Below are 24,287 nucleotides of genomic sequence, written 5' to 3' on the forward strand. Positions count from 1 at the left end.
GGGGAATCGCGCCGTGCAGCGGGCGAGCGGTTGCAGCCGAACGACCGCCACCCCAGTTCGTTGCCAGCCGAAGACCACAGCAAGCGCACGTGACCGAACCTCAAAAAGACCCCCTCGTCCTGTTCATGCCCTCCGGGCGGCGCGGGCGCTTTGCGAAAGGCACGCCCGTTCTCGATGCGGCGCGTCAGCTCGGCGTCTATATCGAGAGCGTCTGCGGCGGGCGGGGCATCTGCGGGCGCTGTCAGATCGAGGCACAGGAAGGGCATTTCGCCAAGCACGGCATCTCCTCCGCTGCCGACCATCTCTCCGGCGTCACTGAGGCGGAAAACCGCTATTCCGAAAAGCGCGTGCTCGCCGAAGGCCGCCGCCTCTCCTGTCAGGCGCTCGTTGAAGGCGATCTCGTCGTCGACGTGCCGCAGGACGTACAGATCAACCGCCAGATCGTCCGAAAGCGTGCCGAGACGCGGGTGATCGAGCGCGATCCTGCGACCCAGCTCTGCTATGTCGAGGTCGAAGAACCCGACATGGAAAAGCCGCTCGGCGATGCCGATCGGCTCCTCCATGCGCTCGTGAAGGAATGGGGCTTTGAGAAGCCGCGCATCGCCGCTCGCCTGCTGCCGCAGATACAGAAGCTCTTGCGCGCCGGCGAGTGGAAGGTCACCTGCGCCGTCTATACCGACGGGCGGGCGGAGGCCGGCGGGCCGCTCGTGACGGCGATCTTCCCAGGCTTTCACAACGTCGGCTGCGGCCTTGCCGTGGACATCGGCTCGACGACGATCGCGGCCCACCTCACCTCTCTTCTCTCCGGCCGCACGATGGCGTCTGCCGGGGCGCCCAATCCGCAGATCCGCTTCGGCGAGGATCTGATGAGCCGTGTCTCCTATGTGATGATGAACCCGGAAGGTCGGGTGCAGATGACCAAGGCGGTGCGCGACGCGATCGGCGTCCTCATCGCCGAGCTCGTCCAGGGCGCCGGCATCACCACCGACGACGTTCTCGAAGCGGTCTTCGTCGGCAATCCGATCATGCACCACCTCTTCCTCGGCATCGATCCGACAGAGCTCGGTGGCGCACCTTTCGCTCTCGCCGTTTCCGACGCGCTCTCCTTCGAGGCACGCGAAATCGGCCTGCCGATCAACGACGGCGCACATGTCTATATGCTGCCCTGCATCGCCGGCCATGTCGGTGCCGATGCCGCCGCGGTGACGCTGGCGGAAGGCCCTCACCGCGCCGACGAGATGACGCTCGTCGTCGATGTCGGCACCAATGCGGAGATCGTGCTCGGCAACAAGGATCGGCTCGTCGCGGCCTCCTCGCCGACAGGACCGGCCTTCGAAGGCGCGGAGATCTCCGGCGGTCAGCGCGCCGCACCCGGCGCGATCGAGCGTGTCAGGATCGACCGCGAGACACTGGAGCCGAAGATCAAGGTCATCGGCGGCGATGAATGGTCGAACGAAGAAGGTTTTGAGAAGGTCGCCCAGGATGTCGGCGTCACCGGCATCTGCGGCTCCGGCATCATCGAGGTCGTGGGCGAGATGTATCTCGCCGGCATCATCGACGAGGACGGCGTCATCGACGGCAGTCTGGCGGCGAAGTCTGAGCGAATTCAGCCGACGGGCCGCACCTTCTCTTATCTCCTCTGGCGGGGCGACGAGGCCGCCAAAAGCCAGGAGATCAAAATCCTGCAGACCGACATCCGCGCCATCCAGCTCGCCAAGGCCGCGCTTTATGCCGGCGTGCGCCTGTTGATGGACAAGCTCGGCCTCGAACAGGTCGAGGCGATCAAGCTCGCCGGCGCCTTCGGCTCCTATATTGACCCAACCTACGCGATGGTGATCGGCCTCATCCCCGACTGCCCGATCGACAAGGTGAAGGGCGTCGGCAATGCCGCCGGCACGGGCGCGCGCATGGCCCTCCTCAACCGCTCCTACCGGCGCGAGATCGAGGAGGTCGTCAGAAGGATCGAAAAGATCGAGACGGCGATGGAGCCGCGCTTCCAGGAGCATTTCGTGGCGGCGATGGCGTTCCCGAACAAGGTCGAGGTCTTCCCGAACCTTGCCGGAACCGTCACCCTGCCGCCGCGCAAGGTGCTCGGCGGAGGCGAAGACGGACGTCCGCGCCGACGCGGCGGGCGCCGGCGCTGAGCCGCCGCCCCTGCGTCTGCCCCGCGCGTGCTGAGAGGCCCGCATGCCGCGAAAGCCGGACATACGCGTCCCGTGACGATGCGGCAGAGCCGCATCGCAGGCGACGAAATCGACTGTCTTGGAAGCGTTGGAGCGCGTCAGCGCTCTTCCGCGTCAGCCCTCGGCGCGGCGCGGGATCGCGTGCCGCGTCGGACCGGCCGTTTCGCGTCGCTCACGCCATTCCAGAAGAGCCTCGCGTACCACGTCGTTCATCGATTCATAGAGACCGTCCCGAACGGCTTGCTGCAAGATCACAGCGAGCTGCGGCGGAAGAGCGATACTTATCTTCTCGATGGCACTCATGGCTGACTGGCCTTCCTCCAGGACCACCCTGACGCCCCGTTACGGGGGGGTCCGACCTGCACACTTAGGCGACACGCGGACGTTTACGGGCGATCATGGTGGCATTAGGGCGGATCATCGTCCGCATCGGGGCTCGGCCATTTGCCCCTGCGACAAGATTCCCGGATTTGCCCAGGAAATCTCTGGCGCGAGCCAGGACCCGACGATCAAAGACTCGGACGAAAAAAATCTTGCCGCCTTCCATAACGGAAGCAGGGCGTCGCCCAAGTGTTACCAAGGAGTTGCGAAGTCCTCGAAACTTCTTCGAAAAGACGAAACAATCGAGGGCTCACGCCTCGCCCGCAGGCCTCCGCGCGACGATATAAGGGCCATGCGGATTCGTGCCGAAAACGCGTTCCTCGACGATCTCAAAGCCCGCTTTGCGGATCGCTTCACGCAGAGCGGTTTTCGTCAGCGCATTTGCCTTCGGGAAAAGCCCGAACGTTCGCAGCCCGAGGAACAGGGCGCGCAGCTTCAGGCTCATATCGGCAAAGCACCAGGTCTTGGCGATCATTATCCCGCCCGGCTTCAGATGCGCGTGAATTTCGGCCAGCGTAGCTTGAAGATCGTCGACCAGATGCAGCACCTGGAAGGCGCAGATCGCGTCGAAAGGCCCGCCGTCGAAGGCGCTTTGCGCATCGGCGAGGACGAAGCGCAAATTGCCCGGCGCAGGCTTCTCCTTGGCGATGCGCAGCATCTCGGGCGAGAAATCCGTCGCGATCCACTCCGCCACGAAGGGCGCAAGCCGGATTGCCGTCCCACCCGTGCCGCAGCCGATCTCCAGGACGCGGTCGGTCGGCGCAAACCGGCCCGATGCATCGGCCAGCATCGCCTCATAGGCTTCCGGATCCTTGATCGGCCGCGCCGCGTAGCGCTCGGCGATCTTGTCCCAGAAGCTCGCATGTACGGTCTTTGTCATCGCCTGCCCCCCGCTGCGATCACGATATAGCGCCGAAGGCGCTCACGTTTTCTTCGAATGCACGCTTTCGGTGAGGAAAGTTTCGTCGGCTGCCGGAACCTGCTCTGGCACGCCCCATTCGCGTCCGGCATCGGCGAGCACGCACCAAAGATACTCCGCCATCGACCAGCGCACATAAAGGCGGAAGCGTGCGGTCTCCTCCTCTCCGTGCTCCAGCCACAGCCAGCCCTGGGCGCGCGCGAAATTGGAGCCCGCGACATGCCCGACCGGAAAGCCGCGGGGATGCAGATCGAGCGTCGTCAGCTTCATCAAGGCTTCGCGTGCCTTGCGGCCGGAGATCTCGATCGCGGTGTAATAATCGCTGACATCGACGAGCTGGTGATGCTGATCCGCAAGGCCTTTCTCAACCGCCTCGGCGAAGGCCGCAGCCTCCGCTTCCGGCACGAGCAGCAGGAACTCGTCGGGTCCGAGCCAGAAGACGACCCGTTCACCGTTGACGACGGACATGAGCGGCGCGGCCGGCAGATCGAGACCGGCCGCCTCGCGAAACGCCTCGCTCCCGCTCGCCGGATCGAGCCGCAAAATGAACTTCCCCGCAAACGGCAATTCAGCCAGGCGAAGTGTTCCCGGAGCACCTTCCACGGGCTGGCGCAGAGCCAGCGGCGTGCGCCTCTCCGGAGGCGTCAGGCCGACGGACGGCGCTGAGCCTTCAGACGACTTCGTCGCATTCTCAGCCATGGCCGCTCTCCCGACGTACCGCCTGCGGCAGCGCGCCCTTTTCCTTCAAATCCAGGAAGTCGATCTCCGTCACGCGCACCGGCACGGTGGGCTCGCCACCGCGCGTGGCAAAAATCCGGTCACCAATCCGTCCTCCACCGCCGGAGACGAGCGCAAGCGCGATCGAACGGCCGATATTGGGGCTATAATAGCTCGACGTCACATGGCCGAGCACCGGTACCGGCGGTTCGGGCTCGTTTCGACGCTCGACGAGGTGGGCACCTTCTTCCAGAACGAGATCGGGGTCTTCCGTCAAAATGCCGACGAGCTGGCGGCGATCCGTCCGCACCGTATCGGAGCGGAACAGCGAGCGGCGGCCGATGAAATCGCCACTCTTTTTGACGATCCAATCCATTCTGAGATCGCCGGGCGTGACCGTGCCGTCGGTATCCTGGCCGACGATGACAAAACCCTTTTCCGCACGCAGGAGATGCATCGCCTCCGTGCCATAGGGCGTGATGCCGTGTCTGGCGCCCTTCTCCATGATCTGGCGCCACATCCAGCGCCCGTGGGTCGCCGGGATATTGATCTCGTAGGAGGTCTCGCCAGTGAACGAGATGCGGAAGACGCGCACCGGAACGCCGCCCATGGTCGCTTCGCGCCAATCCATGAACTTGAAGCGCTCGGGATCGGCATCGAAATCGTCGAGAAGCTCGGCGATCAGCGCCGGGGATTTCGGTCCGCAGATCGAGGCGACGGCCCATTGTTCGGTGACGGAGGTGAGGAAGACTTTGAGGTCCCGCCATTCCGTCTGCAGATAATCCTCGAGCTTGGCGAGGACTGAGGCCGCGCCGCCCGTCGTCGTCGTCATGTGGAAGTGATCGTCGGCGATGCAGGCGGTCACACCGTCATCCGCGACCATCCCGTCTTCGCCGAGCATCAGCCCGTAGCGGCAGCGCCCCGGGGCGAGCTTCGACCAGGAATTGGTGTAGACGCGGTTCAGGAACTCGCGCGCATCCGGCCCCTTCACGTCGATCTTGCCGAGCGTCGAGGCGTCGAGAACACCACATTCGGTGCGCGCCGCACGCGCCTCGCGCTGCACCGCCTGGAAGAAATCCTCCCCCTCGCGCGGATAGGCCCGCGGGCGCAGCCAATCGCCGACGGGCTCGAAAACGGCGCCGCGGCGGCGGTGCCAGCCATGCATCGGCGTCGTCCGGCGCGGGGCGAAATGCGGTCCGACATGCTGGCCGGCGATGGCCGCAAACGTCACCGGCTTATAGGGTTGGCGGAATGTCGTCGTGCCGACGGCCGGCAGCTCCTCGCCACGCTCGTTGGCGATGAAGGCAAAGGCGTTGAGATTGGCGATCTTGCCCTGGTCGTTGCCCATGCCCGTGGTGGTGTAGCGCTTGGCATGCTCCACCGCCTGATAGCCCTCTTGCAGAGCGAGCCGCAGATCCTTGGTGGTGACGTCGTCCTGAAGATCGATCCAGGCGCGGCGGCGATGCGGCGGCAAATGCGAGGGCATCTCCGGCATCACCTTCAACTGACCCTGACCGAGCTCCACGCCATCGACGTCGGGAACCGTCACATCGCCGGAATCGAAGCCCGCCTGCGCCGCCGCTTCCACACCGGCGCGCGCACCTTCGGCCAAAACGTCGGTGAGCGCATAGGTGCCGTTGCAGGCGCCGGCCGAACGCTCTTTCTGCCAGGAGCGGCCGGGGCGGAAGGCGGCGAGCTCGGGATCGTAGCGCAGCTTGCCACGCGACTGCGAAAACAGTGCGGCATTCGGCGCAAAGCCGCCGGCAACCGCCAGAAGATCGCAACCGATATGGGAGAAGCTCGTGCCGACGCTGCCATCGCGATGCAGCGGACGCACCTCGACCTGATTGACGCGGTGGCGGCCAGAGGTGGCGACCACCGTCGAGCTCGCATGGATCGGGATGCCGAGACGTGCCGCCTCCGCCATATGCTCGCCGGAGAGATCGGAGCGCACGTCTATGATGCCGGCGATCTCCGCACCGTTGCGGGCCAGATCGAAGGCCGTCACCCAGCCGGTATCGTTGTTGGTGAAGATCGCGGGCCTTTTGCCGGCAAGCACGCCGTAACGGTGCAGGAAGGTGCGGGCCGCACTTGCGAGCATGATGCCCGGACGGTCGTTCTCGTGGAACACGAGCGGGCGCTCCAGCGCACCGGTCGCAAGCACCACCTCCTTCGCGCGCACCCGCCACAGGCGCTGGCGCGGCAGATGGCCGAGGCGCTTCTCCTTCGGCAGATGGTCGGAGACCTTCTCCCAAAGACCGAGGAAATTGTTGCCGTAATAGCCGAAGGCGTTGGTGCGGGTGAGGATCGTCACCTCTGGCAGCGCGGCGAGCTCGTTCTGGATGTCGGCCACCCATTGCGCCGGCTGCACACCGCCCAGAGACAATCTCTCGGGATCGCGCGACAGGATGGAGCCGCCGAGCCGGTCCGTCTCTTCGACCAGGATGACACGCGCGCCGGAGCGTCCGGCGGCAAGCGCTGCCATCAGGCCGGCGGGACCCGCACCCACGACGACGACGTCGCAATGGCGGTTGACGGTCTCGTAGCGGTCGGGATCGCCCGCCTCCGGCGCACGCCCGAGGCCGGCAAAGGCGCGGATCAGCGGCTCGAACAGCGCCGTCCAGGTGCCCGGAGGGCCCTTGAAGGTCTTGTAGTAGAAGCCGGCCGGCATGAAGCGCCAGAACGGATCTAGGATGCCGCCGATATCCGTGCCGAGAGAAGGCCAGCAATTCTGCGAGCTCGCCACCAGGCCGTCATAGATTTCCTGTTCGGCGGCCCGGGTGTTGGGATCGAAGCGCTTGGAATCGACGCCGATCGCGACAAGCCCCGCCGGATCGGCGGAGCCTGCCGCATAGATGCCGCGCGGGCGGTGATATTTGAAGGACCGCGCCACCATGTGGCGGCCGTTGGCGATCAGCGCCGAGGCGAGCGTATCGCCCGGATGACCATGATAGGAAATGCCGTCATAGGTGAAACGGATGGTGCGCGAACGCTGGACGAGCCCACCCTGCGGCGTGCGGAACGGCTGCTTCGACATCACTCGGCCTCGCCCGGCTGCATCACCTTGACGGCATCATTGCCGGAGCCGATCGGCGCCTCCCCGCACGGCGTCTCGGGCAGGTTCGCCTGCACGTCCGGGGCGGTCTCGCCGATCTTGTAGACGGCAAGAATTTCGTCGGTTGCCGTGTTCCTCAGCATGTTGAAGAAACGGCGGCAGCCAGCGGAATGCACCCAGCGTTCGGCAAGAACGCCTTTCGGGTTCGACCGCATGAAGACGAAATCGGCCCACTCGGCATCGCTCATATCCTCACGCCATTCCGGCCGGGCGATATGCGCCTCGCCGCCATAGGAGAATTCGGACTGGTCGCGCGCGCCGCAATAGGGGCAGGAGATCACAAACATCGGGGCTCTCTTCTAGTGCGCAACGGCTGCCGCGCCGTGCTCGGCCACGAGGTTGCCGGTGACAAAGCGCTCCAGCGTGAAAGGTGCGGCGACCGCATTCGGCTCGTCATTGGCGACGAGATCGGCCATGGCGTGACCGGATCCCGGCGTCGCCTTCCAGCCACCGGTGCCCCAGCCGCCGTCGATATAGAAGCCTTTGACCGCCGTCTTGGAAATGATCGGCGAGGCGTCCGGGCAGACATCGACGATGCCGCCCCACTGGCGCATCATCCTGACGCGCGAGACGAAGGGGAAGAGCTCGATCAACGCCGCCATCTGATGTTCGATGATGTCGAAGGAGCCGCGCTGCGTATAGGACAGATACGGATCGATGCCGGCGCCGATGACGAGCTCGCCTTTCGAGGACTGGCTCATATAGACATGCACGGCATTCGACATGACGACACATGGCAGAACCGGCTTCAAAGGTTCTGAGACGAGCGCCTGCAGCGGATGGCTTTCGATCGGCAGGCGCAGGCCGAGCATGCCGGCGATCACCGAGGTGTGGCCGGCGGTGACACAGGCGACTTTTCCCGTGGCGATCGTGCCGCGCGTCGTACGAACGCCGGTGACGGCGCCCTTCTCCGTGTCGATGCCCGTCACCTCGCATTGCTCGATGATATCGACACCCATATCGGAGGCGGCTCGCGCAAAGCCCCAAACCACGGCATCGTGCCGGTTGACACCGCCGTCGCGCTGCAGGGTCGCGCCGATCACCGGATAACGGGCGTCCGCCGCCACCGAGATTGGCGGGCAAAAGGCCTTCACTTCCTTGGCTTCCAGCCATTCGGCCTGGACGCCGTTCAAGCGGTTCGCTTCCACGCGACGCTTCAACTGGCGCGCCTCGCCCTCGTCATGGGCGAGATTGAGAACGCCGCGATGGCTCATCATGATGTTGTAGTTGAGCTCGCGCGACAGATCCTTCCACAAGGTCAGCGCGTGATTATAAAGCGCGGCCGAAGCATCGTAGAGATAGTTGGAACGGATGATGGTGGTGTTGCGGCCGGAATTGCCGCCGCCGATCCAGCCCTTCTCCACCACGGCGATGTTGGTCATGCCGTGGAGTTTGGCGAGATAATAGGCGGTCGCGAGCCCATGGCCGCCGCCGCCGATGATCACCGCATCGTAGGAGGGTTTCGGCTCCGCTTTGCGCCACGCGGGCTGCCAGCCCTTGTGGCCGCTCAGGCCTTCGCGAATGAGGCGGACGACATTGTAGCGCTGCATCAGAGCCGTTTAGCCGTCGCAGGCCTCAAGGGCAAATGCACGAGCGACGTCCGATTGTCGCTCTACGCCCTTTTCACATCCTCCGGCTAAGCCATTTGGATGAGGTACCTGTCGAACATTTCATTTGCACATTATAAGCACGCTTATTATATGCCCGAACATGGAGCACAAAACCTCTCTCGGATTTCTGATTACGGATGCGGCGCGCCTGCTCAGGCGGCGCTTCGAACAGAGTTCACGGCAGTTCGGCATGACCGCGGCGCAACTTCACATCTTGGGGCGCCTTTCCAAGATCGAAGGCATCAACCAGGCGGGCCTTGCGGCACTTCTCGACATGGAGCCGATCACCGTCTGCCGTCACGTCGATCGCATGGAGACCGCGGGCCTCATCGAACGCCGGCCGGATCCGAACGATCGGCGCGTGCGCACGCTGCACATCACCGACAAGGGACGTGAGCTTTTGCCGGACATGCGCAATCTCGCAAATGAAATCTTCGAGGAAGCACAAAACGGGCTCTCTGAGGGAACACGCGCGACCCTGCTTACCGCGCTTGAACAAATTGTCAGCAATCTGTCGGAACGGCCGGGGGAAGAAGCCGAACCGCAGCGTCAGCATGTGGAAGCCTGAAGACTATGAGTGAAGATTTGAAGCCGCGTGAGGAGCCGCTCTTCCCCGACGACGACGTCGCGGAGGCGCGCAAGGTTCATGTTCCTGCGCAAGACGGCAATGACGAGACTCTCGAGGAAGACGAAGGCTCCAGCGAGGTGCTGGAAGCCTTGGAAACACGAGAGCAGAACCCCACCCCGCCCGAGCCCGAGCCTGAAAAGAAGCGCCCGCGCAAGAAGCGGGTGGCGCTGATGATCGCGCTGCCGCTCGTCCTTGCCATCGGCGGCGGCTATTTCTGGCTGACCTCGGGTCGCTACATCTCGACCGAAGACGCCTATGTCCAGCAGGACAAGGTCAATGTCGTGCCGGAAGTCGCGGGGCGCATCGTCAAAGTCGGCGCCGGCGAGAACCAGCCGGTGAAGACCGGCGATCTCCTCTTCGCCATCGACGACGCGCAGTATCGTGTCGCCGTCGATCAAGCGAAAGCAGCGGTCGCCTCTGCCCGCCTCGAGGTGGAGCGCATGAAAGCCGCTTACGCCTCAGCGCTTGCCGATAAGGAGTCGGCGGATCAGTCCCTCACCTTCGCCGAGGACACGTTCAACCGCCAGGACCGGCTGCATGATCGCGGTTTCGTCTCGCAATCGGGCCTCGACAAGGCGCGCCTCGATCTGCAGCAGGCGCAGGCGAAGGCCCGTTCGGCCGAGCAGAGCGTGATGAGCGCAAAGGCGGCGCTTGCCGGCAATCCGGACATCGCGACGGATGAGCATCCGGAAGTCATGCAGGCACTCGCAAAGCTGGAGGCGGCCGAGCTCGACCTCAATCACACGGTGGTGACGGCGCCGGCAAACGGCATCGTCAGCCAGACGGACCGGTTGCGCGTCGGCCAGTACGTCACCTCCGGCACGTCGGTCCTGAGCCTCGTTGAAACCGACGAGGTATGGGTTGAGGCGAATTACAAGGAAACCGAGCTCACCTATATGCGTGAGGGCCAGCCCGTCGAAATCGACGTCGACACCTACCCCGACCATCCGCTGAAAGGCCGGGTGGCGAGCGTCGGCGCGGGCACCGGTTCGGAATTTTCGCTTCTGCCCGCTCAGAACGCCACCGGCAACTGGGTGAAGGTGGTGCAGCGTATTCCTGTGCGCATCGCCATTGCCGATCTGCCAGACGACGCGCTGCTGCGTACCGGCATGAGCGTCAGCGCGACCGTCGACACCGGCCGCTCGCCGGAGTTGCCCGACTTCGTCGAAAAGGGTCTCGCCTTCCTCGGCTTCAATTTTCCCACTGCCACGGCGCAAGCGCATGAGACCGTTGCCGCGCAGGGTGTGACGCAGCACTGACCATGACCACTTCCACGACCCAGGACGGCGCGGCTCCCGCAGCGCCGCGCGAGATCAATCGCCCCATGGTGACGGTGTTCATCATGCTGGCGACGATCATGCAGATCCTCGATACGACCATCGCCAATGTGGCGCTGCCGTCGATGCGCGGCAGCCTCGGCGCGACGCAGGATCAGGTCACCTGGGTCTTGACCTCCTACATCGTCGCCGCCGCGATCATGACGCCGGTCACAGGCTGGCTGTCGGATCGCTACGGCACGCGCGAGCTCTTCCTCGGCAGCGTCGTCGGCTTCACCGCGACTTCCATGCTGTGCGGTCTTTCGACCAGCCTCGAAATGATGGTGGTCTTCCGCATCCTGCAGGGGTTGTGCGGCGCCGCGCTCGTGCCGCTCTCGCAGGCGGTGCTTCTCGACATCAATCCCAAGGAAAAGCACGGCCAGGCGATGGCGATCTGGGGCGCCGGCATCATGATCGGCCCGATCATCGGCCCGACGCTCGGCGGCTGGCTCACGGACACCTTCGACTGGCGCTGGGTGTTTTTCGTGAACCTGCCCGTCGGCATCGTCGCCTTCATCGGCATGCTGGTCTTTCTTCCGGATACGGAGCGCCGGCATCGCGGCTTTGATTTCTTCGGCTTTGCGATGCTCGCCATCGCCATCGGCGCCTTGCAGATGCTGCTCGACCGTGGAGAACAGGTGGAATGGTTCTCCTCGCCGGAAATCTGGATCGAACTCGGCCTGACAATCTCGGGGCTGTGGATTTTCGTCATCCATGCGCTGAGCACGGAGCATCCGTTCCTCGACCTCAAGATCTTCAAGGACCGCAATCTCGTCACCGGCCTCGTGCTGATCTTCATGGTAGGCATGATCCTGCTCGCCGCACTCGCCCTCCTGCCGCCGATGCTGCAGAACATCATGGGTTATCCGGTGGTCACGACAGGCCTCGTGCTCGCCCCCCGCGGCGTCGGCACGATGATTTCGATGATCGTCGTCGGGCGGCTCGTGCAGCGCGTCGATCCGCGCATTCTGATCTTCTGTGGCCTGTGCCTCACCGCCTATTCGCTGCACCAGATGAGCAGCTTCACCCCGCTCATGGACAACCATCTGCTCATCTCGAGCGGCATCATCCAGGGATTGGGGCTCGGGCTCGTCATGGTGCCTCTCTCCACGGTCGCCTTTGCGACGCTGGAGCCGCGCTTCCGCACGGACGGTGCAAGCCTTTTCAGCCTGTTGCGCAACATCGGTTCAAGCGTCGGCATTTCCGTCGTCACAACGGTTCTCGCCCACAACCTCCAGATCAACCACGCCGAACTCGGGGCGCATATCACCCCCTTCAATCCGATGCTCGATCAGGCGGCGAATGCGCTCGGTGCAAGCCGGGAGACGGCACTCGCCGTCCTCAGCCAGAGCATCAATCAGCAGGCCATGATGATCGCCTATATCGACGACTTCAAACTGATGATGTTGATCACGCTCGCCGTGCTCCCGCTCATCCTCTTCATGCGCAAGCCGGCGCATATGGGCAGCGGCGGCATGGTGGCCGCAGACTGATAAGGCCCCAGCCGCTTCCGTCTTCCTGAAGACCTTTCTGACCGGTCATCCTGAGGGAAACGTAGGGTTTCCAAAAAGCCCGTGAGGGCCCTTGCCGGTCGATTGACAACCATTCACGAATGTATGTTCATACATCCATGAACGTATGGAATCCGGATTCGACCGACGGCAAGCGGAGGCGCTCGCCGGAGGAAAAGCGTGCCATGGCCGCCTCCGTCGCCGCCAAGGGAGCGGGCTTTGAGCGCGCCGGACGGCTCGACGCGGCGCTTGCCCATTATCGTCAGGCTCAGACGCTCCTGCCCCGCGACGCGCAGATCAACTTCGCGATCGGACGCATTTTCGTCAGCATCGGCCGGCCGGCCGATGCGATCGAGCCGTTGAAGACGGCTGTCGCCGCCAAGCGCAAGGAGCCGGAACCGCGCCATCTTCTCGGCCTCGCCTATCTGGAAAGCGGCGATATCAGCGCCGCCCTCCGCCAGCTCAAGGAAGCCGTTTCGCTCGCGCCCAAGGCGCCGGCGCTTCTGTCTGCCCTTGGCAGCGCCTATCTGCGCGCCGGCGACGCCGACAAGGCGGAAGAGATGCTGCGCCGGGCGGCCGAACTTAATCCGCGCGACCCGACGGCAAAGCTGAGGCTCGCGGGTCTTTTGCTTTACCGCGGGCGCAACGAGGACGCTGAGAAGCTTTACCGGGACATGCTCGCCTCCGGCGACAAACGGCCCGTCGTCTATGCTGGCCTCCTCGAAGCTGGCCGCTTCAAGGAAGAACCGCCGGAATATGCTGCGATCGAGGCGATGGCGGACGACGCGAAGTGCCCTCGGGTCGAAAGACGCATGCTGCATTTCGGCCTCTCCGGCCTCGACCGGCGGCTGAAGCGGGAAGAGAAATCCTTCGCCCATGCGGCTGCCGGCAACAGCCTGCTTCCAGACTTCGACATCGGCTATTTCGCCGAGATGGTGGCGGCCTTCAAAGAGGCGGTAACGCCCGATTTCTTCTCCGAGCGCAGCAGCCTCGGCCACGACAGCGAGGTGCCGGTTCTGATCTTCGGCATGCCACGCTCCGGCACCAGCCTCATGGAGCAGATCGTCACCGCGCATCCGGAGGCGGCTGCGGCGGGCGAGCTCCCCTTCTTTCAGCGCGCAGTCTCCGATCTCGGCATCCGCTTCACGCGAGAGCGCAACGCCGTGCCGCCGGAAAAGCTCGCCTCACATCTGCAAAGCCTGGACGGGGCGCAGCTTTCGCGCATCGCACCCGTCTACCTGGAGCGCCTGAAACAGATCGCAGGCTCCGCCGCACGTATCACCGACAAGACGCCACACAATTTTCTGCATCTCTGGCTGATCGCCCTCCTCTTCCCCAAGGCGCGTTTCATTCACGCCAAACGCGATCCGATGGCGACCTGCTTTTCCTGCTTCACCACCGATCTCGGGGATTGGCACGCCTATCGGCGCGATCTCACCACCCTCGGGCACTATTACCGGCTCTACGAAGAGCTTACGGCGCATGTCACGGCAGTGCTGCCGCAGACGGTGTTCGAATGCCGCTACGAAGAGCTCGTCGGCGACCCGGAAAACGCCGCGCCGAAGCTCGTCGATGCGGCCGGTCTCTCCTGGGATCCGCGCTGCCTTGCCTTCCACGAAAGTGGCCGGCTTTCGCAGACGGCCTCGCATGCTCAGGTGCGCGAGCCCGTGCATACCCGGCGCGTCGAGGCCTGGAGGGCTTACGAAGCCTATCTGCAGCCGCTGGAAGCCGCCCTTTCCGACACGAAGGCCGGCTCGCGCGCGGCTTGAGCCGCGGCACCTGACGCCTTCGGACAGCGAAACGAGCTGAACAGGGCGGCAAACACCTCGCGGCCGACCTCACCGATGTCGAAGGGTTGGCCGAAACGCAGCCATTGATGGATCAAGCCAAAGAACATCGTGTTGTAGGCGCGCGCCGCGATGTCCGGGCGCCAGGAGGGATGGAGCAATCCTCCCTGCGACGCATCTTCGAAAGCGACCCCGGCGCAATCGCGCAGCGCATTGCCGGCCTTGTAGAACTTCTCGATCATGCAGCCGATCTCACCGGTCGATTCCGACTTGCACATGATGATGCTGTAGGCCTTGCGGGTCTCCTCGCAGTTCTCCAGCCGGGCAAGCGAATCGATGGTGACGCCATGAAGACGGTTCAGGATATCGCCGTCCGTCTGAGCCATCGCCGCTTCGACGATGTCGTCTTCGAGGAGGCGAAGCCGGTCCCGGATGGCCTCGAGAATCTCGGCCTTGTTCTTAAAGTGCCAGTAGATCGCACCGCGCGTGACCCCCGCCTCGGCGGCGACCTGGGCAAGCGTCGCCCTCGCCACGCCCTCTTGAAAAAACACCTCCATCGCGGCCCGCAAGATGGCCTCGCGGGTTTGGAGTGCGTCTGCCTTGGTCCGACGCATTCTTGTCTCTCTTTTATTGTTCCCACTTATACTTTTTGTACAATCTGATAACAGAAATGTGAGAACAAAGTAACCCGCTGACACGTCGCCCTAAATCGACGGCTCGGGCGCGGATCATCCGACCGGCAATCGGACGGCACACAGACTTACTCCCGGCCCCGACACAGCCGGAACCAGGGACTCTCAGCGATGATTGCCGAACAGCGCGATCGGTTCGGATGCCCCCGGTAAAATCGGTCAGCCGCGGCCGACGAACGGCATCTTGGTCGCCATCACCGTCATGAAGAGGATGTTGCTGGACAGAGGCAGCGAGGCCATGTGCAGGACGGCATCCGCCACCTCGCGGGCATCCATCAGAGGCTCGACGGCGACACTGCCGTTCGCCTGGGGCACCCCCTTTGCCTGGGCTGCCGCCATATCGGTTCCTGCATTGCCGATATCGATCTGACCGCAGGCGATATCGAAGGGCCGGCCATCGAGGGCAAGCGTTTTGGTCAGGCCGGTAATGGCGTGCTTCGACGCGGTATAAGGCACACTGCCCGGCCGCGGCGCATAGGCCGAGATCGAGCCGTTGTTGATGATGCGCCCGCCCTGCGGCTTCTGCCGCCGCATCAGGGCGAAGGCGCCGCGTGCGCACAGGAAGGAGCCGGTCAGATTGATGTCGACGACCTTCTTCCATTCCGCGACCGGGATTTCGTCGATCGGCGCACCCGGCGTGTTCGCCCCGGCATTGTTGAAAAGAAGATCGAGCCGGCCGTAGGCCTCTTCGATCTTTCGAAAAAGCGCATCGACGGATTCCGGATCGGCAACGTCGGCGGGAACGACCAGCGCGTCACCGTCATCGGCTTCCGCAAGTGCAACCGTTTCTTTCAAGGGCTCTTCACGCCGGCCGGTCAGCACGACCTTCCAACCCGCCATCAAAAACGCCGTGGCGGTTTCCCTGCCGATGCCGGACCCGGCGCCGGTGACGAGTGCGATCTTTGCGGCTTCCGCCATGCTGTTTCCTTCCCTGAGTGATCATTTCTTGTCGTTCTTTGTGATGGCTGGTGCGGTGCCCGCACCAGCCACTTTAAAAGCTTCAAAAGAGACCTTCGATCAACCCTTCTGCGTTCAGGCGGATCTTTTCTGCCGCGGGCTCCTTCGGCAGGCCGGGCATAGTCATGATCTCCCCGCAGATGGCGACGATGAAGCCTGCGCCGGCCGACAGCCTCACTTCGCGCACGGGGACGGTATGACCCGCCGGCGCGCCGCGGCGATGCGGATCGGTGGAGAAGGAATACTGCGTCTTCGCCATGCATACGGGGAGATGGCCGAAGCCTTTCTCTTCCCATTCGACAAGCTGGGCGAGAACGGCCTCGCTCGCGGCGACATGCGCGCCGCGATAGATGCGCCGCACGACCGCCTCCATCTTCTTGAAGAGCGAAAGATCGTCCGGGTAGAGCGGCGAAAAACTCGCCGTGCCGCTATCGGCAAGCGCCACGGCTTCGCGCGCCAAATCCTCGATACCGGCCGAACCTTCTTCCCAGTGGCGGGCGACGATCGCCTTGGCGCCGAGCTCGGCGACATAGGCTTTGACGAAATCGATCTCGGCCGCGGTGTCGCTCGTGAAATGATTGATCGCGACGACCGCAGGCACACCGAACTGGCCGATATTCTCAAGATGCCGGCCGAGATTGGCGCAGCCGCGCTCCACGGCCGCCACATCTTCGCGGCCCAGATCTTCCTTCGCCACGCCACCGTTCATCTTCAAGGCCTTGATGGTTGCCACCAGCACCACCGCATCGGGCTTCAATCCCGCCATCCGGCACTTGATGTCGAAGAACTTTTCGGCACCGAGATCGGCGCCGAAGCCCGCTTCCGTCACCACGTAATCGGCGAGCTTCAAGGCCGTCTTGGTGGCGATGACGGAATTGCAGCCATGGGCGATGTTGGCAAACGGTCCCCCATGCACGAAGGCCGGGTTGTTCTCCAGCGTCTGCACCAGGTTCGGCTTCACCGCCTGCTTCAGGAGCGTCGCCATCGCCCCGTCGGCTTTGAGGTCACGCGCCGTCACCGCACTCTTGTCGCGGCGATAGCCGACGATGATGTTGCCGAGCCGGCGCTCCAGATCTTCCAGATCCTCCGCCAGACAGAGAATGGCCATGACTTCCGAGGCAACCGTGATGTCGAAGCCCGTCTCGCGCGGATAGCCGTTCGCCACGCCGCCCAGCGAACAGACGATGTCGCGCAGCGCCCGATCGTTCATGTCCATGACACGCCGCCAGGTGACGCGGCGCGGATCGAGGCCCTGCTCGTTGCCCCAATGGATGTGGTTGTCGATCATCGCCGCCAGGAGATTGTGGGCCGTCGAAATCGCGTGGAAATCACCTGTAAAATGCAGGTTGATGTCCTCCATCGGCACAATCTGCGCATGGCCGCCGCCGGCCGCGCCGCCTTTCACGCCGAAGCAGGGGCCGAGTGAGGGCTCGCGCAGGCAGATCACGGCCTTCTTGCCGATGCGATTGATGCCATCGCCGAGGCCGACGGTGGTCGTCGTCTTGCCTTCACCGGCTGGCGTCGGGCTGATGGCGGTTACGAGAATGAGCTTGCCGTTTGGCCGCTCGTGCAAGGATTCGATGAAAGGGGTGGCGACCTTGGCCTTGTCGTTGCCGTAGGGCTCCAGAAATTCTGCCGGAATACCGAGCCCTTCGCCGATCTCCCAGATTGGCCGGCGCGCAGCCGCCCGCGCAATCTCGATGTCGCTCTTCAAAAGTCTTCCCCTTTGCCTGTCTGCCTCGTTCGATCGAAACGGCTTTGCCTCGAAAAACAGGAAAGCCGCCGGCGGGCGCGTCATGCCATTGTCACGCGAGCAAAGACCTACTAGCGTTTCCAATCTGGGCCAATGGCCCGTTTGCGACATAGGCGCCCGACCTTTTCGGTCGGTGGGAGGTGCCATTGCACGGTCCGTCGGTGAAAGAAAAGCCGAACAAGCCAGTCTCACCGGCGCACCGGACGCATCACTACGCCTTTTTCCTGCTGCCGAACTTCACCATGCTCGCCTTCGCCATGGCGGTTGAGCCCTTGCGCATCGCCAACCGGATGAGCGGCCACGCGTCTTACCGGTGGAGTGTGATTTCGCTCGACGGCGCGCCGGTTTCGGCCTCCAACGGCATTGCGGTGAACGCCGACATGTCGCTCAAGGAAGCGAAGGAGCGGGCTCGCACCGACGACCGTCCGGACTTCGTCTTCGTCTGCGGCTCGCTCGGCGTGGAGCGTTTCCACAACCGCGAGCTCAACAGCTGGCTCGGCACGCTCCACCGCCAGAAAATCGGCATCGGCGCCCTCGACACCGGCGCCTGGGTGCTCGCCGATGCCGGCCTTCTCGACGGCAAGCGCTGTGCCATCCACTGGGAATCGCTGCCAGCTTTCCAGGAGCGCTTTCCCGAAGCCGAAGCCTACGCCGATCTCTTCGAAGTCGACGACAACATCTCCACCTGCGCCGGCGGCACCGCTGCGCTCGACATGATGCTGCATCGCATCGGCATCGATCTCGGCGACACCACCGTCACCAAGGTCTGCGAACAGGCGCTGACGGACCGCATGCGTGGCTCGCAAGACCGCCAGCGCCTGCCCTTGCGCGCCCGCCTCGGCCTGCAGAACTCAAAACTTCTCTTCATCATCGAATTGATGGAGGCGAATGTCGCCGAGCCCTTGTCGCTGCTCGACATCGCCCGTTACGCCGGCCTGTCGCGACGCCAGATCGAGCGGCTCTTCCGGCGCAATCTCGGGCGCTCTCCTGCGCGCTATTATCTGGAAATCCGGCTCGACCGCGCGCGCCATCTCCTCATCCAGTCGGACGTGCCGATCGTAGAAGTGGCCGTCGCCTGCGGCTTCGTCTCCGCCTCACATTTTTCCAAATGCTACCGCGAGCTCTACGGCCGCTCGCCGCAGCAGGAACGGCACGGACGCGAGAAGCCGATGGCGTAGCCCGAATGGCTTGCTTCAATAATCGTCGTTCATGCGCCGCCAGCGCATCCACATCTTCTCGCCGATCATGCAATCGACGCGCGGGGCGTCCTGCGCGTCCTGCACAAGCGTTTTTTCCGGCGGATACGCGGCGATCTCCAGAAGCAGTTTCTGGCGGATGGCCGTCGAAAACTCGCTGACGTCGCGGATCGGCAATGCGAAGGCCCCGGTGCCGCCGATGACGCAATCCTCGTAATAGGCGTCGAGGTTGGGGATCGACATGAAGCCGCGGCCGCTCGACCCTTTCAGGAGGATCGGCAGGCCGTTGATGATGACGCCTTCGGAGACGAGACGGTCGCGCTCCACCGTCACCGGCAGACCCTGATTGTTGGGTCCGTCGCCGGACACGTCGATCACCCGGCGCAGCCCCGCATAGCCGTTGTCGTCGAAGGCGGAGAAGGAAAAGCCGAGCGCACCGGAAATGGAGGTGCGGCGCAGGCGGCCGGTCGTTGTCGTATCGAGCGCGTCCGCAAAGGCATGGGCGGTGGGCGCGTCCCCGATCAAGGTCCACGGCACGATGACCTGCTGCAGGCTCGAACCCGCCCATTCGACATAGGTGACGGCGATGCGCCCCCAGCCGCCGGAACGGATGGCTTTAATCACCTCCGGATCGCGGAAGGCGGCGACATAGCCCGCGCGCTGGAACACCTGCTCGTCGTAATCCATCGACCAGGAGACATCGACGGCGAGCACGAGTTCGAGATCGACGGGCGTGTCATCGGCCGCAAAGGCTTGCGTGCCCGCGCCGGCCAGCGCGAGTGTCAGGCACAGAGACAGGATCGGACGAGGCCGCATGCAAGAAGCATCCGGCATCGGTCGCGTTCGTCCAAATCACATTTGCCGGATTGGGGGGCTCAGCGGAAGCTGCCCACCAAGCGCAGAGAAGACATGCCGGCCCGGCCGCTCGGATTGACAGATGGGGCGGGCCGCCCTCTTTCCCCTTGCAGCGCCCTCCCCCCAAGCGAGCGCAGCATGGAGATCTCCTTGTCCAACGCCTTTCTCTTCGATCTCGACGGCACGCTCGTCGACAGCGTCTATCAGCACGTGCTCGCCTGGCGCGAAGCGCTCGACCATGAAGGCATTGCGCTTTCCGTCTGGCGCATCCACCGCAAGATCGGCATGAGCGGCGGGCTCTTCACCCACCAGCTCCTGCGCGAAATCGACAAGGATGTCGGCCCGGATATGGCCGAGCGCCTGCGCGTCCTGCATGCGGAGGCCTATCAGCGCCTCGTGCATTCGGTCGTGCCGCTGCCCGGCGCTTCGGAGCTTCTCAAGACCTTGAGCGAGCAGAACATACCCTGGGCGATCGCCACCAGCGGGCGGATGGAGACGGCCGGCGCGAATTTGAAGGCGCTCGGCGTCGATCCCGATAAAGCGACCGTCGTCACGCGCGACCAGGTGCGCCACGCCAAGCCCGATCCGGATCTTTTCGTGGAAGCCGCGCGCCGTCTCGACGTGCCGATCGAACGCTCGATCGTCGTCGGCGATTCCATCTGGGACATGCTGGCGGCGGCGCGCTGCCGGGCGCTCGGCGTCGGCTTTCTTTCCGGCGGCTACGGGCAGAACGAGCTCGAACGCGCCGGCGCGCTCCGCGTCTATGAAGACCCCGCCGACCTCCTCCATCACCTCGACGAGGTTGCCTCGCGCTCGACTTGAGGGTGGCTCGGCTTCGCCGGCATGCGGCGGCCGATAGAAGCGCTCTAGGAGCTCTTTTGCGCGGCCGCTGTTCGGTGGCGGTCCCAGACCTCGTGCTCATGGTCGATCGAGCGATCGATCAGTTCGCGCCAGACCGGCTCGGCGATCTTCTCCGAGAGCCCTTGCGTGCGGGCTTCCGCAAGCACCTTGGCGACGACATCCTCGATCCGCCAGGGCAGCCGAACCTCATCGGCGCGCGGTTTGATGCGCCCGGCGGCTTCGATGTAGCGCTGGCGCTCGGCCAGGAGCGTCACGAGGATCCGGTCCAGCCGGTCGATCTCGGCGCGCACCTCATCCATCGTGGTGCAGTCTTCGGGGGGCGTCTGAGCGGTCGGAAAGGTCATGGCGCCCTCTCTACAGCCACCCGAGAAAGCCCGGCAAGACGCTTTCGCCGCCCTACCCCCTGAGCCTCTCATTGTTCGGATCGAACGGGCTCTCCTCGATGATCGTCACGCGCTTGCGCTCGCCGAGAATCTGGATCTCCAGCTCGCCGCCGAGATCGGCCTCTTCGGGCCGGACCATGGCAAGCGCCAGCGAGGTGTCGAGCCGCCAGCCATAGCCGCCAGAGGTGGCGCGGCCGACGAGTTCGTCGGTTCCCGGCTTGAAGATCGGTTCAGAACCCCGCGCATCGGCATCGGTGACGCCTGCGACCTCCATGGTCACGAAGGTCCAGCGGTCGCCCTTCTCGCGGGCCTCCACCAGTTGATCGCGACCGATGAACTGGCCTTTGTTCGGATGCACGAAGCGCTCGAGGCCGCTCTCATAGGCGGTGTATTCAATCGACAGCTCGCGCGGGATGAGCCGGTAGCTCTTTTCGAGGCGCATCGTGTCCATCGCGCGGATGCCAAATGGCTTGATGCCGAATTCTTCGCCGGCCTGCATGAGAAGATCGAAGATCGTGTTCTGCATCTCGATTGGATGATGCAGCTCCCAGCCGAGTTCGCCGACGAAATTGACGCGCAGCGCATGCGCCTGCGCAATGCCGATGTTGACGAAGCGGCCCGACAGCCACGGGAAGGCGGCGTTGGAGAGATCCGCATCGGTGAGTTTTTGCAAAAGCTCCCGCGAGCGCGGGCCGGCGACGACCAGAACGCCCATTTGCGTCGTGATGGGACGCAGACGGACCGTCCCGTCCATCGGCGCGAGCTTCATCAGAACGTCGTGGTCGTGACGCTCATAGGCGCCCGCGGAGACGAGATAGAACCGGTCCTTCGCCCATTCGTAGACGGTGAATTCGGAGCGCACACCGCCAGACGGCGTCAGCAGATGGCAGAGGGCGATGCGCCCGCGCTTTTTCGGGATACGGTTGGCGAAGATCGTTTCGAGCCAGGCGCGCGCACCCGGTCCCCAGACCTCGATCTTGGCGAAGGCCGACATGTCGAGCACGCCGACGCCGTTCGTCACGTTCTTCACCTCTTCGCCGACGAAGGGGAAGTAATTGGAGCGGCGGAAGGACCAGCGTTCGCGGATTTTTCCCGTATGGTCGGCGGGGGGATGATTGTGGCCCGTCAGCGTATCGTCGAGGTCGAGCTCTTCGGCCGGCACTTCGTAGCCCGCAGGCGCGAACCAGTTCGGCCGCTCCCAGCCATAGACGGAGCCGAAGACCGCCCCGAGATCGGCCATGCGCGAATAGCACGGCGCAGTCTTCAGAGGCCGGCCCGCCGCCCGCTCTTCGTCGGGATAATGCATGGTGAAGACGTTGGCGTAGGCCTCTTCGTTCTTCGCCTTGAGATAGCCGCGCGAGGCATAAGGGCCGAAGCGGCGCGGATCGACGCCGGTCAGATCGAGCGAGGGCTCACCTTCGACGATCCATTCGGCGAGCTGCCAGCCGGCGCCGCCCGCCGCCGTGACACCGAAGGAATGCCCTTCGTTCAGCCAGAAATTCTTCAAATCCCAGGCCGGGCCCACCATCGGCGAGCCGTCCGGCGTATAGGCGATGGCGCCGTTATAGACCTTCTTCACGCCGACCTCGCCGAAATAGGGCACACGCGTGATCGCCGTTTCCACATGCGGCATCAACCGGTCGAGATCTTCCTGGAAGAGCTCGTATTCGGAATCGGGATCGGGTCCCTCGACATAGCAGACCGGCGCGCCTTTCTCGTAAGGTCCAAGCAGAAGGCCGCCCGCCTCCTCGCGCATATACCAGGAGGAATCGGATTCTCTCAAAACGCAGAGTTCGGCGCCGCCGCTCCTGCGGAATTCCTGGATCGCCGGGATGGGCTCGGTCACGATATACTGGTGCTCCACCGGGATGACGGGGATTTCGAGTCCCACCATCTCACCGGTCTTGCGCACGAAATTGCCGGTGGCGGAGACGACGTGCTCGGCGTGGATGTCGCCCTTGTCGGTCGTCACGAGCCAGGAATGGTCCGGCTGCTGCTCGAGCGCCAGAACCGTGGTGTAGCGGTTGATCTCGGCGCCGAGATTGCGGGCGCCGCGGGCGAGCGCCTGCGTCAGATCGGCAGGCTGGATATAGCCGTCATCGGGATGGGCGATGGCGCCCAGGATCCCGTCGGTGTCGACGTAGGGCCAGCGCTCCTTGATCTCCTCGGGCGTCATCTCGACGACGTTGACGCCGATCGTGCGCGCCACGCCCGCATAATATTGATACTCGTCCCAGCGGTCCCTGGTGCGGGCAAGGCGCACATTGGAGACTTTGCGGAAGCCGGTATCCATGCCGGTCTCTTCCGCCAGCTCCTGGTAGAAGCGCACGGAGTATTTGTGGATCTGGCCGACCGAGTAGCTCATGTTGAAGAGCGGCAACAGGCCGGCGGCGTGCCAGGTGGAGCCAGAGGTGAGCTCGCGCCGCTCCACCAGAACGACATCCGACCAGCCCTTTTTCGCCAGATGATAGAGGGTCGCCACGCCGACGACGCCGCCCCCGATCACCACCACGCGCGCTTTGTCCCGCATTCCCCGCTCCCTTGAAGTCCCGATCCTCAAAGATGAGCTTAGGGCGCGTCATCGCGCGATCATGGCTCTTCCGCGACACGCCGTAATCTCTGTGAGGCACGCGGGCACGCGCGGCGAGAATGTCGGCTCCCGAAATGTACGGATTTCAGGCGGCGGAGCGGTCTTCGACGGCCTCACCCGGCAGGCCTCCGAAGCGGCGCTCGCGGCGATGGAAGGCAGCGACGGTCTCGGCGAGATCGCCGGCCGCAAAATCGGGCCACATCACCTCGGTGAAGGCGAGTTCGGCATAGGCGCATTCCCAGAGGAGAAAATCGCTTAAGCGTTTTTCGCCGCCTGTGCGCAGGAGGAGATCGACGTCGGGCGATGCCGCGGCTCCCGACATTCGGCGCGCGATCGCCTCCTCGGAGACATCGCCCGCCGCGGCGCAGTTTCTTGCGGCCTCGGCGATCGCCCAGCGGGCGGAATAATCGAAGGCGATGCGCAGATGGAGTTTGCGGCCCGACGCCGTCGCCCGCTCCGCCCTTGAGATCGCGGCGCCAAGCCCGAAGGGAAGCCGGTCGCGCCGCCCGATCACGGAGAGCCGGACATTGTTTTCGACGAGTTCGTCCACCTCGCCGGCGAGATAGTGCCGCAACAGCTGCATCAGCGCCGCCACTTCCGCCTTCGGCCGGCGCCAATTGTCGCTCGAAAAGGCATAGAGCGTCAGCGTGCCGATGCCTTCCGAGGGAGCGGCACGCACCACGCGGCGCACCGTTTCGACCCCGGCCTCATGGCCGGCTTTCCGGGGAAGGCCGCGCGCCGTCGCCCATCGCCCGTTGCCGTCCATGATGATGGCGACATGAAGTCTGTCGTTGCGACTACTTTGCATTACAAAGTCTCCTGGCAAAAAAAGA

20 protein-coding genes are annotated in these 24,287 nt (G+C 64.2%); 7 read left to right on the top strand and 13 right to left on the bottom strand.

Translation table 11 applies throughout. The annotated features are described in order from the left end of the window. Positions 1 to 125 precede the first annotated feature (125 nt). Positions 126 to 2,144 (top strand): ASKHA domain-containing protein, encoded by a 2,019-nt coding sequence (locus tag J2R99_RS01555; protein WP_307154110.1) that lies wholly within the window; start codon positions 126 to 128, stop codon positions 2,142 to 2,144. A 153-nt stretch (positions 2,145 to 2,297) separates the two neighbouring features. Here J2R99_RS01555 and J2R99_RS01560 read toward each other — a convergent pair whose 3' ends face one another. The 6 genes from J2R99_RS01560 to J2R99_RS01585 form a co-directional block, all read right to left on the bottom strand. Then, entirely contained in the window at positions 2,298 to 2,486 is a 189-nt protein-coding gene (locus J2R99_RS01560) for a ribbon-helix-helix domain-containing protein (protein ID WP_092809560.1), read from the bottom strand. A 328-nt stretch (positions 2,487 to 2,814) separates the two neighbouring features. Next, positions 2,815 to 3,444, bottom strand: a complete 630-nt coding sequence (locus tag J2R99_RS01565) for a class I SAM-dependent methyltransferase (RefSeq protein WP_307152749.1) — start codon at positions 3,442 to 3,444, stop codon at positions 2,815 to 2,817. Positions 3,445 to 3,486: 42 nt separating this feature from the next. Beyond that, positions 3,487 to 4,182, bottom strand: coding sequence for a sarcosine oxidase subunit gamma (locus J2R99_RS01570; RefSeq protein WP_307152750.1), 696 nt, complete (start codon positions 4,180 to 4,182; stop codon positions 3,487 to 3,489). Continuing rightward, positions 4,175 to 7,237 (bottom strand): sarcosine oxidase subunit alpha family protein, encoded by a 3,063-nt coding sequence (locus J2R99_RS01575; protein WP_307152751.1) that lies wholly within the window; start codon positions 7,235 to 7,237, stop codon positions 4,175 to 4,177. The genes J2R99_RS01570 and J2R99_RS01575 overlap by 8 nt, the downstream gene beginning before the upstream one ends. Next, positions 7,237 to 7,602: a sarcosine oxidase subunit delta gene (locus tag J2R99_RS01580; protein ID WP_307152752.1), complete on the bottom strand. Its 366-nt coding sequence runs from the start codon at positions 7,600 to 7,602 to the stop codon at positions 7,237 to 7,239. Before J2R99_RS01580 ends, J2R99_RS01575 begins: the two co-directional genes overlap by 1 nt. 12 nt (positions 7,603 to 7,614) lie before the next feature. After that, positions 7,615 to 8,865, bottom strand: a complete 1,251-nt coding sequence (locus J2R99_RS01585; RefSeq protein WP_307152753.1) for a sarcosine oxidase subunit beta family protein — start codon at positions 8,863 to 8,865, stop codon at positions 7,615 to 7,617. Positions 8,866 to 9,025: 160 nt separating this feature from the next. Here J2R99_RS01585 and J2R99_RS01590 point away from each other — a divergent pair, with 160 nt between their 5' ends. The 4 genes from J2R99_RS01590 (at position 9,026) to J2R99_RS01605 (ending at position 14,149) form a co-directional block, all read left to right on the top strand. Next, positions 9,026 to 9,493, top strand: a complete 468-nt coding sequence (locus J2R99_RS01590) for a MarR family winged helix-turn-helix transcriptional regulator (protein WP_307152754.1) — start codon at positions 9,026 to 9,028, stop codon at positions 9,491 to 9,493. Positions 9,494 to 9,498: 5 nt separating this feature from the next. Then, on the top strand, positions 9,499 to 10,812 hold the full coding sequence (locus J2R99_RS01595; protein ID WP_307152755.1) for an HlyD family secretion protein: 1,314 nt from the start codon (positions 9,499 to 9,501) through the stop codon (positions 10,810 to 10,812). A gap of 2 nt (positions 10,813 to 10,814) precedes the next feature. Then, positions 10,815 to 12,362 (top strand): DHA2 family efflux MFS transporter permease subunit, encoded by a 1,548-nt coding sequence (locus tag J2R99_RS01600; protein WP_307152756.1) that lies wholly within the window; start codon positions 10,815 to 10,817, stop codon positions 12,360 to 12,362. Between the two features lie 137 nt (positions 12,363 to 12,499). Next, complete coding sequence (locus J2R99_RS01605; protein WP_307152757.1) at positions 12,500 to 14,149, top strand: tetratricopeptide repeat-containing sulfotransferase family protein; 1,650 nt, start codon at positions 12,500 to 12,502, stop codon at positions 14,147 to 14,149. On the opposite strand, the gene J2R99_RS01610 is transcribed toward J2R99_RS01605, so the two are convergent. From J2R99_RS01610 to J2R99_RS01620, 3 genes are all read right to left on the bottom strand, one after another. Then, on the bottom strand, positions 14,089 to 14,781 hold the full coding sequence (locus tag J2R99_RS01610; RefSeq protein WP_307152758.1) for a TetR family transcriptional regulator: 693 nt from the start codon (positions 14,779 to 14,781) through the stop codon (positions 14,089 to 14,091). The genes J2R99_RS01605 and J2R99_RS01610 overlap by 61 nt on opposite strands. A gap of 237 nt (positions 14,782 to 15,018) precedes the next feature. Then, positions 15,019 to 15,777, bottom strand: a complete 759-nt coding sequence (locus tag J2R99_RS01615) for an SDR family oxidoreductase (RefSeq protein WP_307152759.1) — start codon at positions 15,775 to 15,777, stop codon at positions 15,019 to 15,021. Between the two features lie 82 nt (positions 15,778 to 15,859). Beyond that, positions 15,860 to 17,530 carry a formate--tetrahydrofolate ligase gene (locus tag J2R99_RS01620; RefSeq protein WP_307152760.1) on the bottom strand — a complete coding sequence of 557 codons (1,671 nt, stop codon included), beginning with the start codon at positions 17,528 to 17,530 and terminating at the stop codon, positions 15,860 to 15,862. Positions 17,531 to 17,811: 281 nt separating this feature from the next. Here J2R99_RS01620 and J2R99_RS01625 point away from each other — a divergent pair, with 281 nt between their 5' ends. Beyond that, positions 17,812 to 18,747 carry a GlxA family transcriptional regulator gene (locus tag J2R99_RS01625; RefSeq protein WP_307154111.1) on the top strand — a complete coding sequence of 312 codons (936 nt, stop codon included), beginning with the start codon at positions 17,812 to 17,814 and terminating at the stop codon, positions 18,745 to 18,747. Positions 18,748 to 18,762: 15 nt separating this feature from the next. On the opposite strand, the gene J2R99_RS01630 is transcribed toward J2R99_RS01625, so the two are convergent. Continuing rightward, the gene (locus J2R99_RS01630; protein ID WP_307152761.1) at positions 18,763 to 19,581 is read right to left on the bottom strand and encodes a DUF1194 domain-containing protein; all 819 of its coding nucleotides are present in this window, start codon (positions 19,579 to 19,581) and stop codon (positions 18,763 to 18,765) included. 177 nt (positions 19,582 to 19,758) lie between these two features. Here J2R99_RS01630 and J2R99_RS01635 point away from each other — a divergent pair, with 177 nt between their 5' ends. Next, complete coding sequence (locus J2R99_RS01635; RefSeq protein ID WP_307152762.1) at positions 19,759 to 20,442, top strand: HAD family hydrolase; 684 nt, start codon at positions 19,759 to 19,761, stop codon at positions 20,440 to 20,442. Between the two features lie 44 nt (positions 20,443 to 20,486). Here J2R99_RS01635 and J2R99_RS01640 read toward each other — a convergent pair whose 3' ends face one another. The 3 genes from J2R99_RS01640 to J2R99_RS01650 form a co-directional block, all read right to left on the bottom strand. Continuing rightward, positions 20,487 to 20,825: a chorismate mutase gene (locus J2R99_RS01640; protein WP_234630598.1), complete on the bottom strand. Its 339-nt coding sequence runs from the start codon at positions 20,823 to 20,825 to the stop codon at positions 20,487 to 20,489. 52 nt (positions 20,826 to 20,877) lie between these two features. Continuing rightward, positions 20,878 to 23,394, bottom strand: a complete 2,517-nt coding sequence (locus J2R99_RS01645; RefSeq protein ID WP_307152763.1) for a GcvT family protein — start codon at positions 23,392 to 23,394, stop codon at positions 20,878 to 20,880. A 145-nt stretch (positions 23,395 to 23,539) separates the two neighbouring features. Further along, positions 23,540 to 24,262, bottom strand: coding sequence for a di-trans,poly-cis-decaprenylcistransferase (locus J2R99_RS01650; RefSeq protein ID WP_307152764.1), 723 nt, complete (start codon positions 24,260 to 24,262; stop codon positions 23,540 to 23,542). Positions 24,263 to 24,287 lie beyond the last annotated feature (25 nt).

The organism is Rhodopseudomonas julia (genome assembly GCF_030813515.1).
GTDB lineage: Bacteria > Pseudomonadota > Alphaproteobacteria > Rhizobiales > Afifellaceae > Afifella > Afifella julia.